The organism is Streptomyces xanthii (assembly GCF_014621695.1).
In the GTDB taxonomy this organism is placed as follows: Bacteria; Actinomycetota; Actinomycetes; order Streptomycetales; family Streptomycetaceae; genus Streptomyces; species Streptomyces xanthii.
In genome coordinates this window covers 1,570,055-1,583,321 of the sequence record NZ_CP061281.1, presented here as the reverse complement: position 1 = coordinate 1,583,321, position 13,267 = coordinate 1,570,055, and the positions used below count along the sequence as shown (strand labels likewise).

General features: G+C 72.5%; 11 protein-coding genes. 8 read left to right on the top strand and 3 right to left on the bottom strand.

What is annotated here, in order from left to right; genetic code table 11:
- Position 1: 1 nt before the first annotated feature.
- The 3 genes from IAG42_RS07290 to IAG42_RS07280 all read left to right on the top strand — a co-directional run bounded on the left by IAG42_RS07290 (position 2) and on the right by IAG42_RS07280 (position 5,234).
- Positions 2-2,401: a xanthine dehydrogenase family protein molybdopterin-binding subunit gene (locus tag IAG42_RS07290; protein WP_188336209.1), complete on the top strand. Its 2,400-nt coding sequence runs from the start codon at positions 2-4 to the stop codon at positions 2,399-2,401.
- A 183-nt stretch (positions 2,402-2,584) separates the two neighbouring features.
- Positions 2,585-4,042: an NCS2 family permease gene (locus IAG42_RS07285; protein ID WP_188336208.1), complete on the top strand. Its 1,458-nt coding sequence runs from the start codon at positions 2,585-2,587 to the stop codon at positions 4,040-4,042.
- Between the two features lie 43 nt (positions 4,043-4,085).
- The gene (locus IAG42_RS07280; protein ID WP_188336207.1) at positions 4,086-5,234 is read left to right on the top strand and encodes an XdhC family protein; all 1,149 of its coding nucleotides are present in this window, start codon (positions 4,086-4,088) and stop codon (positions 5,232-5,234) included.
- A 104-nt stretch (positions 5,235-5,338) separates the two neighbouring features.
- Here IAG42_RS07280 and IAG42_RS07275 read toward each other — a convergent pair whose 3' ends face one another.
- A complete protein-coding gene (locus tag IAG42_RS07275) occupies positions 5,339-5,773 on the bottom strand; it encodes an SRPBCC family protein (RefSeq protein ID WP_188336206.1) in 435 nt (144 codons plus the stop codon).
- Positions 5,774-5,958: 185 nt separating this feature from the next.
- Here IAG42_RS07275 and IAG42_RS07270 point away from each other — a divergent pair, with 185 nt between their 5' ends.
- Positions 5,959-7,173 (top strand): cytochrome P450 family protein, encoded by a 1,215-nt coding sequence (locus IAG42_RS07270; protein WP_188336205.1) that lies wholly within the window; start codon positions 5,959-5,961, stop codon positions 7,171-7,173.
- Between the two features lie 25 nt (positions 7,174-7,198).
- Here IAG42_RS07270 and IAG42_RS07265 read toward each other — a convergent pair whose 3' ends face one another.
- Complete coding sequence (locus tag IAG42_RS07265; RefSeq protein WP_188341233.1) at positions 7,199-7,999, bottom strand: polysaccharide deacetylase family protein; 801 nt, start codon at positions 7,997-7,999, stop codon at positions 7,199-7,201.
- 302 nt (positions 8,000-8,301) lie between these two features.
- On the opposite strand from IAG42_RS07265, the gene IAG42_RS07260 reads away from it, so the two are divergent.
- The 4 genes from IAG42_RS07260 to crcB all read left to right on the top strand — a co-directional run bounded on the left by IAG42_RS07260 (position 8,302) and on the right by crcB (position 11,384).
- Positions 8,302-9,921, top strand: a complete 1,620-nt coding sequence (locus IAG42_RS07260; protein ID WP_223206472.1) for a hypothetical protein — start codon at positions 8,302-8,304, stop codon at positions 9,919-9,921.
- 244 nt (positions 9,922-10,165) lie between these two features.
- Positions 10,166-10,636 carry a fluoride efflux transporter FluC gene (locus tag IAG42_RS07255; RefSeq protein ID WP_188341231.1) on the top strand — a complete coding sequence of 157 codons (471 nt, stop codon included), beginning with the start codon at positions 10,166-10,168 and terminating at the stop codon, positions 10,634-10,636.
- Entirely contained in the window at positions 10,633-11,013 is a 381-nt protein-coding gene (locus IAG42_RS07250; RefSeq protein ID WP_188336204.1) for a DUF190 domain-containing protein, read from the top strand. Before IAG42_RS07255 ends, IAG42_RS07250 begins: the two co-directional genes overlap by 4 nt.
- On the top strand, positions 11,010-11,384 hold the full coding sequence (crcB, locus tag IAG42_RS07245) for a fluoride efflux transporter CrcB (RefSeq protein WP_188336203.1): 375 nt from the start codon (positions 11,010-11,012) through the stop codon (positions 11,382-11,384). The genes IAG42_RS07250 and crcB overlap by 4 nt, the downstream gene beginning before the upstream one ends.
- A gap of 168 nt (positions 11,385-11,552) precedes the next feature.
- Here the strand turns inward: crcB and IAG42_RS07240 are convergent, their stop codons facing one another.
- Positions 11,553-13,019: a nucleobase:cation symporter-2 family protein gene (locus IAG42_RS07240; protein WP_188336202.1), complete on the bottom strand. Its 1,467-nt coding sequence runs from the start codon at positions 13,017-13,019 to the stop codon at positions 11,553-11,555.
- Positions 13,020-13,267 lie beyond the last annotated feature (248 nt).

Genomic DNA, 13,267 nt, shown 5'->3' with positions numbered 1-13,267 from the left:
CATGGCTGACACCCGTACCACCGGTATCCCCGCGAAGGTCACGCAGGGATCGCAGACCAAGGGCGGCATCGGCGAGTCCACGCTCCGCCCGGACGGCACCCTCAAGGTCACCGGCGAGTTCGCGTACTCGTCCGACATGTGGCACGAGGACATGCTGTGGGGCCAGGTCCTGCGCTCCCCGGTCGCGCACGCCGAGATCGTCTCGATCGACACCGGCGAGGCCCTCGCCACCTCCGGCGTCTACGCCGTCCTCACGTACGACGACCTGCCGACGGACGTGAAGAACTACGGCCTGGAGATCCAGGACACGCCCGTCCTCGCTCACGGCAAGGTCCGCCACCACGGCGAGCCCGTCGCGATCGTCGCGGCCGACCACCCGGAGACGGCGCGCCGCGCCGCCGCCAAGATCAAGGTCGAGTACCGCGAGCTGCCCGTCATCACCGACGAGGCCTCCGCGACCGCGCCGGACGCGATCCTCGTCCACGAGGGCCGCGACGACCACCACGCCGGGCACGTACCGCACCCGAACATCGTGCACCGCCAGCCCATCGTGCGCGGCGACGCCGACGAGGCCGCCAAGCGCGCCGACGTCATCGTCAAGGGCGAGTACACCTTCGGCATGCAGGACCAGGCCTTCCTCGGCCCCGAGTCCGGCCTCGCCGTGCCGGCCGAGGACGGCGGCGTCGACCTGTACGTCGCCACCCAGTGGCTGCACTCGGACCTCCACCAGATCGCCCCGGTCCTCGGCCTGCCCGAGGAGAAGGTCCGCATGACGCTCTCCGGCGTCGGCGGTGCCTTCGGCGGCCGCGAGGACATCTCGATGCAGATCCACGCGTGCCTGCTCGCCCTGCGCACCGGCAAGCCCGTGAAGATCGTCTACAACCGCTTCGAGTCCTTCTTCGGGCACGTTCACCGCCACCCCGCCAAGCTCTACTACGAGCACGGGGCGACCAAGGACGGCAAGCTCACGCACATGAAGTGCAAGATCGTCCTGGACGGAGGCGCCTACGCCTCCGCCTCCCCGGCGGTCGTCGGCAACGCCTCGTCCCTGTCGGTCGGCCCGTACGTGATCGACGACGTCGACATCGAGGCCATCGCCCTCTACTCGAACAATCCGCCCTGCGGCGCCATGCGCGGCTTCGGCGCCGTCCAGGCCTGCTTCGCGTACGAGGCCCAGATGGACAAACTGGCCGACAAGCTGGGCATGGACCGGGTCGAGTTCCGCCAGCTGAACGCCATGGAGCAGGGCACGATCATGCCGACGGGCCAGCCCGTCGACTCGCCCGCCCCGGTCGCCGAACTGCTGCGCCGCATCAAGGCGATGCCGCTGCCGCCCGAGCGCCAGTGGGAGTCCAGCGAGGGCGCCGACGTGCGCCAGCTGCCCGGCGGCCTGTCCAACACCACGCACGGCGAGGGCGTCGTCCGCGGCATCGGCTACGCCGTCGGCATCAAGAACGTCGGCTTCTCCGAGGGCTTCGACGACTACTCCACCGCCAAGGTGCGCATGGAGGTCATCAACGGCCAGCCCGTCGCCACCGTGCACACCGCGATGGCCGAGGTCGGCCAGGGCGGCGTCACCGTCCACGCGCAGATCGCCCGCACCGAACTGGGCGTCACGCAGGTGACCATCCACCCCGCCGACACCCAGGTCGGCTCGGCCGGCTCCACGTCCGCCTCCCGGCAGACGTACGTGACCGGCGGCGCCGTCAAGAACGCCTGCGAGCTGGTGCGCGAGAAGGTCCTGGAGATCGGCCGCCGCAAGCTCGGCACCTACCACCCGGCCTGGGCCACCGCCGAACTCCTCCTGGAGGGCGGCAAGGTCGTCACCGACGGCGGCGAGGTCCTCGCGGACCTGGTCGACGTCCTGGAGGACGAGGTCGTGGAGCTGGAGGAGGAGTGGCGCCACCGGCCCACCGAGGCCTTCGACCTGCGCACCGGGCAGGGCAACGGGCACGTCCAGTACTCGTTCGCCGCGCACCGCGCCGTCGTCGAGGTCGACACCGAGCTCGGCCTGGTCAAGGTCATCGAACTGGCCTGCGCCCAGGACGTCGGCAAGGCGCTCAACCCGCTCTCCGTGGTCGGCCAGATCCAGGGCGGCACCACCCAGGGCCTCGGCGTCGCGGTGATGGAAGAGATCATCGTCGACCCGAAGACCGCCAAGGTCAGGAACCCGTCCTTCACGGACTACCTGATCCCCACCATCCTCGACACGCCGACCATCCCGGTCGACGTGCTCGAACTCGCCGACGAGCACGCCCCGTACGGGCTGCGCGGCATCGGCGAGGCACCCACCCTGTCGTCCACCCCGGCCGTCCTCGCGGCGATCCGGAACGCGACGGGTCTCGCGCTCGACCGGACCCCCGTCCGCCCCGAGCACCTGACGGGCACGGTCTCCGCCTGATCCGTCGGCCGGTCCGGCCCCCGCGGGGGCCGGACCGGTGAACACCTGAAGGACCCGGAAGCACTCAGTCCTCCAGAACCCCATGCGCCTCGGGCCGTCCCCCGGGTCGTGCAGCCATCCCAAAACCCGCCTGAATACGAGTATTTCGCGGGTGCCCCTTTGAACCTTGGGAAACGAGGCACCATGACCCAGCAGTCTGTGGAGCCGAAGACCACCGCCGACGACGCGGGCGCGGGCACGCGCCAGCCCGCCGGCAGGTCTTGGCTCGACCGGTACTTCCACATATCCGAACGAGGATCCTCCGTCGCACGCGAAGTGCGCGGTGGCGTCACGACCTTCATGGCCATGGCGTACATCCTGCTGCTCAACCCGCTGATCCTGTCCGGCAAGGACGCCGCCGGTGACACCCTGGGCCAGAAGGCCCTGATCACCGCGACCGCCTTCGCCGCCGCGTTCACCACGCTCCTCATGGGCTTCGTCGGCAAGGTGCCGCTCGCGCTCGCCGCGGGCCTGTCCGTCTCCGGTGTGATCTCCTCGCAGGTCGCCCCCGAGATGACCTGGCCGCAGGCCATGGGCATGTGCGTGATGTACGGCGTCGTGATCATGCTCCTGGTCGTCACCGGCCTGCGCGAGATGATCATGAACGCGATCCCGCTGGCGCTCAAGCACGGCATCACCATGGGCATCGGCCTCTTCATCGCCCTGATCGGCCTCTACAAGTCCGGCTTCGTGCACGTCGGCAAGGCCACCCCGCTCACGCTCGGCCCCGCGGGCGAACTCGCCGGCTGGCCCGTCCTGCTCTTCGCGGGCACGCTCCTCCTGATCTTCATGCTGCAGGCGCGCAACACCCCCGGCGCGATCCTGATCGGCATCATCTCCGGCACCGTCGTCGCGATGATCCTCAACGCGACCGGTGTCATCAGCCCCAAGCAGTGGGCCAACGGAGCGCCCGAACTGCACGGCAGCGCCGTCTCCACCCCGGACTTCTCGCTCTTCGGCAAGGTCGAGTTCGGCGGCTGGGGCGAGGTCGGCGCCATGACGGTCGGCATGATCGTCTTCACCCTGGTGCTCGCCGGCTTCTTCGACGCGATGGCCACCATCATCGGCGTCGGCACCGAGGCCAAGCTCGCCGACGACAAGGGCCGGATGCCGGGCCTGTCCAAGGCGCTGTTCATCGACGGCGCGGGCGGCGCCATCGGCGGTGTGGCGGGCGGCTCCGGCCAGACCGTCTTCGTCGAGTCCGCCACCGGCGTCGGCGAGGGGGCCCGCACGGGTCTCGCCTCCGCCGTCACCGGCCTGTTCTTCGCGGCCTGCCTGTTCTTCACGCCGGTCACCGCGATCGTCCCGCAGGAGGTCGCGTCCGCCGCGCTCGTCGTCATCGGCGCCATGATGATGATGAACGCCCGGCACGTCGACTGGGCCGACCGCGCCACCGCGATCCCGGTGTTCCTCACCGTGGTCCTGATGCCCTTCACGTACACCATCACCACCGGTGTCGCCGCGGGCGTCATCTCCTGGGTCGCCATCAAGATCGCCCAGGGCAAGGCGCGGGAGATCGGGGCCTTCATGTGGGGCCTGACCGCGATCTTCCTCGTGTACTTCGCCCTCAACCCGATCGAGGGCTGGCTCGGCGTCCACTGACGCCCGCCGCCCCTTCCACGTCATCGCCGAAGGAGACCGAGACATGCTGGACATCGCGGCAGAACTCAGCCGATGGGCCGAGCAGGGACGCGACTTCGCCGTGGCCACCGTGGTGGCCGTCGGCGGCAGCGCGCCCCGGCAGCCCGGCGCGGCTCTCGCCGTCGACCGCGAGGGCACCGCGATCGGCTCGGTCTCCGGCGGCTGTGTGGAAGGGGCGGTCTACGAGCTGTGCCAGGAGGCGCTCGAGGACGGGGTCACCCGCCTGGAGCGCTTCGGGTACAGCGACGACGACGCCTTCGCCGTGGGGCTGACCTGCGGCGGCGTCATCGACATCCTCGTCACGCCGGTACGCGCCGGGGACCCGGCCGTGCGGGGCGTGATCGAGACCGCGCTGAGGGCCGCCGCCACGGCGGAGGCGGCGGCCCTCGCCCGGATCGTCGCGGGCCCGGCCGACCTGCTCGGCCGCGCCCTCCTGGTCCGCCCCGACGGCACGTACGACGGCGGTTTCGGCGCCCATCCCGAACTCGACCGCACCGTCGCCGCCGAAGCCGGCGCCTACCTCGACGCCGGCCGCACCGGCACCCTGGAGATCGGCGAACAGGGCTCCCGCTGCGGCGCCCCGCTCACCCTCCTCGTGGAGTCCTCGGTCCCGCCCCCGCGCATGATCGTCTTCGGCGCCATCGACTTCGCCTCCGCGCTCGTGCGGATGGGCAAGTTCCTCGGCTACCACGTCACCGTCTGCGACGCCCGGCCCGTCTTCGCGACCGCCGCGCGCTTCCCCGAGGCCGACGAGCTCGTCGTCGAATGGCCGCACAAGTACCTCGAGCGCACCGAGGTCGACGGCCGCACCGTGCTCTGCGTCCTCACCCACGACGCCAAGTTCGACGTGCCGCTGCTCGAACTCGCGCTGCGCCTGCCCGTCGCCTACGTCGGCGCGATGGGTTCGCGCCGTACCCACCTCGACCGCAACGAGCGCCTGCGCGAGGTCGGCGTCACCGAACTGGACCTCGCCCGCCTGCGCTCCCCGATCGGCCTCGACCTCGGCGCCCGCACGCCGGAGGAGGTGGCGGTCTCCATCGCCTCGGAGATCGTCGCGAACCGCCGCGGCGGCACCGGCGCCTCCCTCACGGGCGCCCACACCCCGATCCACCACGAACCGGGAACCCCGCGCCGCATCGACTCGGTGGCCTGACCCACGACTCGGCCGCCCCGCAAGGGGCCGGCGACCCGCGCGACCAGCCACGACGGCGCGGCGCCGGGCGATGGTGTTCGACCTGTACCGCGCGGGGCGCCCGGTCAAGGGCCGTCGGACAGAAGGGCGTTGAGTGCGCGCCCGAACAGCGCGCGGCCCGCCGCCGCGAGGAGAGGGTCCGCGAGGAACGGGACCCCGCGCACGCGCAGCTCCTCGCGCCATTCCACCCGCGCCCCGCCGCCCGCCAGGGCCCGTACCTCGAACTCGGCCCAGCCGCGGACCACCCGGCCCCGCTTCTCCATGCGGCAGCGGCGCGGGGGCTGCCAGGCGACGAGTTCCATCGGATCGTCGAAGGCGAGGCGGCGGCCGAGGCCGGTGCGGGCCACGAAGACGGTGCCGGCGGCGGTCGGGGGCGGGGTGAGGACGGTGACCCGGGTCAGCGGCACCACCGTGCCGTGCCGCTCCCAGTCGGTGATCCGGCGCCAGGCCTCGGCGGGGGAAAGCGGCGTTTCGCGGACGATCCGGATATCGGCGGCCATGGCGCGATGGTAGACGGGCCGCGCGCGGGTGAGCTGCGCCACGTCCGGGATCGGGTGGGCGTGTCGTCCGGCTGGGCATCAACTCACGGGCGCCTACGATCAGTTAAGTAAACGATCATGAAGCAACCCGGGCGTCCCGCAGTCGACGCCCGCCCCGCCGCGCCCCCACAGGAGCAGAAGACCTCATGACCGCACCCGTCACCCCCACCGTCCTCGACCCCGCGGGCCGCGACCTGCACGCCGAGAACGACCGGCTGCGCGCCGCCCACCCCTGCGCCGCCCTGCTCGAACTGCCCGGCGGCATACGGGCCTGGGCCCCCACCTCGTACGACGTCCTGAAGGGGCTGCTCGCCGACGCGCGCGTGTCCAAGGATCCCGACCAGCACTGGCCCGAGTGGATCGCGGGCGAGCACCGGCAGTCCTGGATCGTCAACTGGGTCGGCGTCTCCAACATGTTCAACGCCTACGGCGCCGACCACCGCAGGCTGCGCACCCTGATCGCGCCCGCCTTCACCAAGCGCCGCACCGACGTCCTGCGCCCGCGGATCGAGCAGATCGCCGGCGAACTGCTCGACGCCATGGCGGCGGCTCCCGACGGCCGCGCCGACCTGCGCTCCGCGTACGCGCACCCGCTGCCGATGCAGGTCATCTGCGAACTGTTCGGCGTGCCCGAGGCGCAGCGGGCCGACGCCGCCCGGCTCGTCGCCGGGATCATGGACACCACCGTGACGCCCGAACAGGCGCAGGCGATCCTCCAGGAGGTTCACCAGCTCCTCGGCGCCCTCGTCGAGGCCAAGCGCGCGCAGCCCGGCGACGACCTGACCAGCGCCCTCATCGCCACCCGCGACGACGCGGGCTCGGGCCTCACCGAGCAGGAGCTGATCGACACCCTGCTCCTCGTCATCGGCGCGGGCCACGAGACGACCGTGAACCTCGTCGGGAACGCGGCGCACGCCCTGCTCACCCACCCCGACCAGCTCGCCCGGGTCCGCTCCGGCGAGATCCCGTGGAGCGAGGTCATCGAGGAGACCCTGCGCTGGGCCCCCTCGATCGCCAACCTCCCGCTGCGCTACGCCGTCGAGGACATCGACCTGCCCGACGGCACCCGGATCGCGGCCGGCGAGGCCATCCTCGCCTCGTACGCGGCGGCCGGCCGCGATCCGCGCCGGCACGGCCCGGACGCGGACCGCTTCGACATCGCCCGCGCCGACAAGGAGCACCTGGCCTTCGGCCACGGCGTCCACTTCTGCCTGGGCGCCCCGCTGGCCCGCCTGGAGGCGGCGATCGCCCTGCCGGCCCTCTTCGACCGCTTCCCCGGCCTCGCCCTGGAGGACGGCGCCACGCACGTCGAGTCCTTCATCGGCTACGGGTACGGAAGCCTGCCGGTGCGCCTGAAGTAGCCGCCGCGGCAGGCCCGTTCAGAGGTCAGGGCTTGTAGATCCTGCCCGGTTCGGCCTTCCCCGGCGCGAGGAGCTGGGGCACCGTCACGAAGACGTAGCCCTTCTCCTTGAGCGCGTCGATGATGCCGGGGACGGCCGGAACGGTGCCCTTGTAGAGGTCGTGCAGCAGGATGACGCTGTCCCGCCGGGTCTGGGACACGGCCCGCTCGCGGATCAGCGCCGAGTCGGTGGTCGCGTAGTCCTTGCAGGTCACGTCCCACAGGACCTGCGCCAGGCCCTCCTCCTTCGCGAGGGCGCTCACGCGGTCGTTCGTGCGGCCCTGCGGCGGCCGCATCAGCGTGGGCCGCCGCCCGGTCAGGTGCTCGACGGCGTCGTCGGTGCGCCGGAGCTCGTCCCTGATCTCGTCGTCCCCGAGATCCGTCAGGATCTTGTGGTCCCAGGTGTGGCTGGCCAGTTCGTGGCCCTCGCGCGCCATGCGCCGCACGAGCTCCGGGTGTTTCGCGATGTGGTTCTTGCCGAGCAGGAAGAACGTCGCGGGGACCTTGCGCTCCTTCAGGATGTCGAGCAGCCGGGGGCTGTTCTCGCTCGGCCCCGCGTCGAAGGTGAGCGCCACGCACTTGGCGCGCCGGCAGTCGACGGTGCCGAAGTCCCGTGCGCGGTCGCCGAGATCGACCGCCCGCGCGTCACCGACGTCGACGGCCTCCGCCCTGCGGGCGGCGCTGGGTTTCGTCGTGTCGTACTGCGTGCAGCCACTCAGGGCGAGGGTCAGGGTGGAGGCGGTCAGCGCGAACGCGGCCGCGCGCAACCCCCTTCGTATCTTCGTCATCTTCACGGGTGCGGCAGACATGCGCGCACTATACATAGTGTGTATACGCCGGATGTATAGCCGGGGTGCATAGTGGCCTGAGCTGCTGTTCTTCCCGTGGCCGGAAAGCGGGCCGTCGGCGGCCGGAAAGTGGTGCCCTCCGGGCGATTGACAGGCGTCGAAACACCCCGGATCGTGACAACCTGGGTGTGACACCTGACGGTTGGGGGACCGCTATGAGGTGGCCGGGGGACGCGTCCGACGGAGCAGAGGGTTCGGCCGGAGGGCCGGTGGGGGGTGCGGGTTTCGGACCTCCTCCGCCGGTGCCGCCCGACGCCCTGCCACCGAACCCGCCCGGCACCCCTCCGCCGACGCCACCCGTGCCGCCGGGACCGCCGCCGTCCTGGGGCCCGCCGCCCCCGCCCTCCCCGCCGCCCGCGCCGCCGGGCCCCGCCGAGCCGCTCCGCGCCCTGGCCGTGGCCCTGCTCAACCTCTGCGGACTGGGCCTCGGCTATGTCCTGCTGCGCAGATGGCTGCCCGCCCTCGTCTGCCTCGCCGCGACCGTCGCGCTCGCCGTCGTGGCCCTGCCCGCCGACCCCGACGGAGTCCCCGCCTGGGCCCTCACCGGCTACGGCGCGCTCCTCCTGCTCGCCGCCCTCGACGGGGCGCGCCGCGCACTGCGCCCCGGACCCACGGCCCCCGCCGTCCGGCCGATCCTGGCCGCCGTGCTCGGCCTGGTGCTGCTCGCCGTCCCGGCCGGCGGCGCCTACGCGTACGACGGACTGCGCGACGACGCCGTCGAGGACATGCTGCTCGACCGGCTGGCCGCCGCCGACGCCCTCGTCCAGGACGCCTCCGGCCAGGACTTCGCCCGCGCCAGAAGCACCTACCTGACCGCCCTCGGCCGCTACCGCGACCTGACCGAGGACCACCCCGGATCCCGGGCCGCCCACCGCGTCCACGCCAGCCTCGACGCCTACTACAAGGCCGTCTCCGCGCCCTACCGCAAGAACGACCGCTGCGCGGCCGTCGCCCCGCTCGAACACCTGCGGGACGTGCCGGACACCATCGACCGCGACGTCCTCGGCGACCTCGCGACCTGGCCCGACCAGCCCCTCGCCACCGCGCTCCTCGACTGCGGCACCGGCAAGCTCGGCACCGCCGGCAGCGACGGAGAGGGCGGCGAACTCGGCCGACTCCTGCGCACGTTCCCCGACTCGGCGCAGGCCGGCCGCGTCGAGCCGGCCCTGCGCGCCGCCGTCGACAAACGCTCCGGCGCGATCGAGGGCGCCGAACCCTGCCGCGCCACCGACGAACTGCGCCGCATCGGGGACACCGCGAACGCGCTGCCCGCACCCGTGCCCGGCCATCTGCGCGGCCGCGTCGCCGGGGCCGTGCGCGACGGCACGTACGCGTGCGGCATCGACCAGTTCAAGGACAAGGAGTTCAGCGAGGCGCGCAAGACACTGACCGACTTCGCCGGCACCTACGAGAGCGACAAGCGCCGGGCGCGGGCCCGGCAGGTCGCCACCGCCGCCGAGATCGCCGAACTGCGCCCCTCCGCCGGCGACCGCCTGCCGCCCACGGGCACGCCCGGCGGGGCCCGGATGGAACTCGTCATCAGCAACGACGGCCCCGACCCCGTCGAGATCCTCTACACGGGGCCCGTCACCGGCCGGATCACCGTCGGCGCCTGCGGCTCCTGCTCGACGTACTCCAGCGAGGCCGCCGGACGCGGCAAGGCCTGCAAGGCGAGCGGCCGGACGTACCCGAAGAAGACGCTGCGGCTGCCCGCCGGCACCTACCACTTCCTGCACAAGCCGGGCGGCGCGAGCGCGACCGCGCGCGGCCGGGCCGCGGGCGGCCGCATCCAGCCCGGCTACACGTACACGCAGTGCAGTTACGTCGTGGTCGGCGGGGGCGGACTCGGGGCCGATCTCTGAGCCGGCCTCGCGGGGGCCGCGCTCCGGCAGGCGGTCCCCGCGAGGGGCGGGGTAGGATTTTCGGGCGGTGATCGCTCCGGCCCACGCGGCCCCGGGCGCACCGTACGGCGGTGGGGCCCGCCGTACCCAACCGCGGCAGCACGCCGCCAACGGTCCCTACTTGCGATCACGCACGCCCTGCCCGCACCGGGCGCGGGCGTTCCGGCGAGTAGGAGACACACCCGTGGAAGAGGCCCGCACGTCCATGACCGAGGAACCGGTCGACCCCGACGCCGCACCAGCGCCCGCCGCCGCCCCGCGGCCCGCGATCCTGCGCGGCCAGGGCCCCGTGCTCGCCGTCGTGGCCGCGGGCGGCGCGATCGGCGCCTGCGCCCGGTACGGCGCCGCCCTGATCTGGCCGACCGCCCCCGGCGCCTTCCCGTGGACCACGCTCGCCGTCAACGCGATCGGCTGCGCCGTCATCGGCGTCTTCATGGTCGTCATCACCGACGTGTGGGCCGCCCACCGGCTCGTCCGCCCCTTCTTCGGCACCGGTGTCCTCGGCGGCTTCACCACCTTCTCCACGTACGCCGTCGACATCCGCCGGCTCACCGACGCCGGGGCGGCCCGCACCGCGCTCGGCTACCTGGGCCTCACCGCCGTCACCGCGCTCGCCGCGGTCTGGGCGGCCGCCCACCTGACCCGCCGCGTCGTCGAACGGAGGACCTCACGATGACCGCACCGGAGCCCGCCCGCGCCGCCCGCCCGCTGAGCGGGCCCGCGCTGCGCGCGACCATCTTCGTCGGCGAGAACGACACCTGGCACCACAAGCCGCTCTACGCCGAGATCGTGCACCGCGCGCACAAGGCGGGCCTCGCCGGAGCCTCCGTGTTCCGCGGCATCGAGGGCTTCGGCGCCGGGTCCCTCATCCACACCCACCGGCTGCTCTCGCTCAGCGAGGACCTCCCCGTCGCGATCTTCATCGTCGACACGGAGGAGCGCGTCCGCGCGTTCCTGCCGCAGATCGACGAACTGGTCACCGAGGGCCTGGTCATCCTCGACGACTGCGAGGTCCACCGCTACGTGGGCCGCGCGGGGGAGGACACGGCGTGAACTGGCTCCTCGTCATCGCCGGGGCCATGGTCGGCGCCCCGCTGCGCTACCTCACCGACCGCACCGTCCAGACCCGGCACGACTCCGTGTTCCCCTGGGGCACCTTCGCCGTGAACGTCACGGGCTCCCTCGTCCTCGGCCTCGTCACCGGCGCCGTCGCGGCGGGCGCCGCGTCCTCCCAGGTCCAGCTCCTCCTCGGCACCGGACTGTGCGGCGCGCTCAGCACGTACTCCACCTTCTCCTACGAGACCCTGCGGCTCGCGGAGACGGGGGCACGCTTCTACGCGGCGGTGAACGTGCTCGGAAGCATCGCGGCGGGGCTCGGCGCCGCGTTCCTGGGCGCGTCCCTCGCCGACGCCCTCTGGAGCTGACGCTCCGCCGGCCGGCGGAGGCAAAGGGTGAAGGCCCCGGCCGCTCCGAACGGAGCGACCGGGGCCTTCGGCGCGCCGTGGTCAGGGGCGCGCGGTGTTCAGATGCCGAGGACGCTCAGGGGCGGGCGCGGCGTTCCGTGCCGCGTCCGTCCCTCCCCCCTTGGCCGCTCAGCTCTTGCCGGCCACCGGGTCGCCGGCGGGTACGGCCTCGGTGGGCTCGGCGGGCGCGGTGGGCTTTGCGGGCCGCGCCTCGGGCTCCGGCTGTTCCTGCGGCTTCTTCTTGCCGAGGTGGTTGAAGGCGATGTTGAGGAGCACCGCCGTGATCGCGCCGGCGCAGATGCCCGTACCGAGAATCGTCTGCGCCCAGTCCGGGAACGCGTGGTAGATGCCCGGCTGCACGACCTTGCCGTTCGCGACGACCTCGGGGGCCGCGAGCGGGATGAGGCCGACGCCGAGGGAGACCGCGGCGATCACGATGTTGGCGCCCTCGTCGAGGTGGGCGCGGGACAGGGTCCGCACGCCGCTGATCGCGATGGTGCCGAACAGCACCAGGCCCGCGCCGCCGAGCACCGGCATCGGGACGAGCGAGACGACCGCGCCGAGCACCGGGAAGACACCGAGGACGAGCAGGACGGCGCCGGCCGTGGCGACGACGAACCGGCTGCGCACCTTCGTGAGCGAGACGACGCCGATGTTCTGGGCGAACGCGCTGATGGCGAAGCCGCCGAAGAGCGAGCCGATCATCGTGCCGAGGCCGTCGATGCGCAGGCCGCTGCTGATCGTGCGGCCGTCGACGGGACGGTCGCAGATCTCGCCGACGGCGAGCATGCCGGCGGCGCTCTCCGTCATCAGGACCAGCATCATGATCGTCATCGAGATGATCCCGGCGATCTGGAACTCCGGCATGCCGAAGTGGAACGGCGTCGGGATCGAGACCAGCGGCGCGGACTCGAACGTCTTCGTGTTCAGCATCCCGAACGGCACCGCGGCGAGCGTGCCGATCACCATGCCGAGGATCAGCGAGATCTGCCGCAGGAACCCGGTGAACAGGCGCTGCATGGCCACGATGATGACGAGGGTGAACGCGGCGAGCGCCAGGTTGGACGTGGAGCCGAAGTTCTCGGCGCCCGCCCCGCCCTGCGCCCAGCGCACCGGCACCGGCATCAGCGAGACGCCGATGAGGGTGATGACGACGCCGGTCACCAGGTGCGGGAAGAAGCGCATCAGCTTGCCGAAGAACGGGCCGATGACCAGACACACGGCACCGGCCACGAGCAGCGAGCCGAGCATCGTCTGGAGTTCGTGCCCCTTGGCCGTGTTCTGGCCGATCGCGAGGAGCGGCGCGATGCCGCCGGACGCGGCGGCGTTCACGAACGGCAGCCGGTTGCCGAGGACCTTGCCGACGCCGAGCGTCTGGGTGAGCGTGCACAGACCGGCGATGAACAGGCTCACCGAGATGAGCAGCACCTGGTTGCCCGCACTGAGACCGACCGTCGGGCCGATCACGAGAGGCGCGGCGACCACCCCGGAGTACATCGCGGCGATGTGCTGGAGCGCCGACGGAATGAGCTTTCGTGCGGGGAGTTTCTCATCCACCGGGTGACAGGGAACGTCAGCCACTTGTGGGTTAGTCATGGGGATGGCCCTTCGAACTCGTTCGCCGCCCGCCGCGACCCTGCCCGCGTCCCTGAACGCTCACGGCATCGGCCACGACAGCGGGTTGACGCCGGGACCACCCGCGGCTCGCCCGGGCGGAACCGGCAGACCTGGTTGTCCTGCACGCCTCTAACCGGCCATCTTTGAGCCACCGGAGCGACGGGGGAGCGGCCGGGCGGGGGACAGGGTTGTCGGCCGATCAGCTCTTGTGCGCAGGTGGGAGCGGT

What these genes read in the sequence shown, in the direction of transcription:
- IAG42_RS07290 (WP_188336209.1), top strand. Translation starts at nt 2, where the DNA reads ATGGCTGACACCCGTACCACCGGTATCCCCGCGAAGGTCACGCAGGGA.
- IAG42_RS07285 (WP_188336208.1), top strand. Translation starts at nt 2,585, where the DNA reads ATGACCCAGCAGTCTGTGGAGCCGAAGACCACCGCCGACGACGCGGGC.
- IAG42_RS07280 (WP_188336207.1), top strand. Translation starts at nt 4,086, where the DNA reads ATGCTGGACATCGCGGCAGAACTCAGCCGATGGGCCGAGCAGGGACGC.
- IAG42_RS07275 (WP_188336206.1), bottom strand. Translation starts at nt 5,773, where the DNA reads ATGGCCGCCGATATCCGGATCGTCCGCGAAACGCCGCTTTCCCCCGCC.
- IAG42_RS07270 (WP_188336205.1), top strand. Translation starts at nt 5,959, where the DNA reads ATGACCGCACCCGTCACCCCCACCGTCCTCGACCCCGCGGGCCGCGAC.
- IAG42_RS07265 (WP_188341233.1), bottom strand. Translation starts at nt 7,999, where the DNA reads ATGACGAAGATACGAAGGGGGTTGCGCGCGGCCGCGTTCGCGCTGACC.
- IAG42_RS07255 (WP_188341231.1), top strand. Translation starts at nt 10,166, where the DNA reads ATGACCGAGGAACCGGTCGACCCCGACGCCGCACCAGCGCCCGCCGCC.
- IAG42_RS07250 (WP_188336204.1), top strand. Translation starts at nt 10,633, where the DNA reads ATGACCGCACCGGAGCCCGCCCGCGCCGCCCGCCCGCTGAGCGGGCCC.
- IAG42_RS07240 (WP_188336202.1), bottom strand. Translation starts at nt 13,019, where the DNA reads ATGACTAACCCACAAGTGGCTGACGTTCCCTGTCACCCGGTGGATGAG.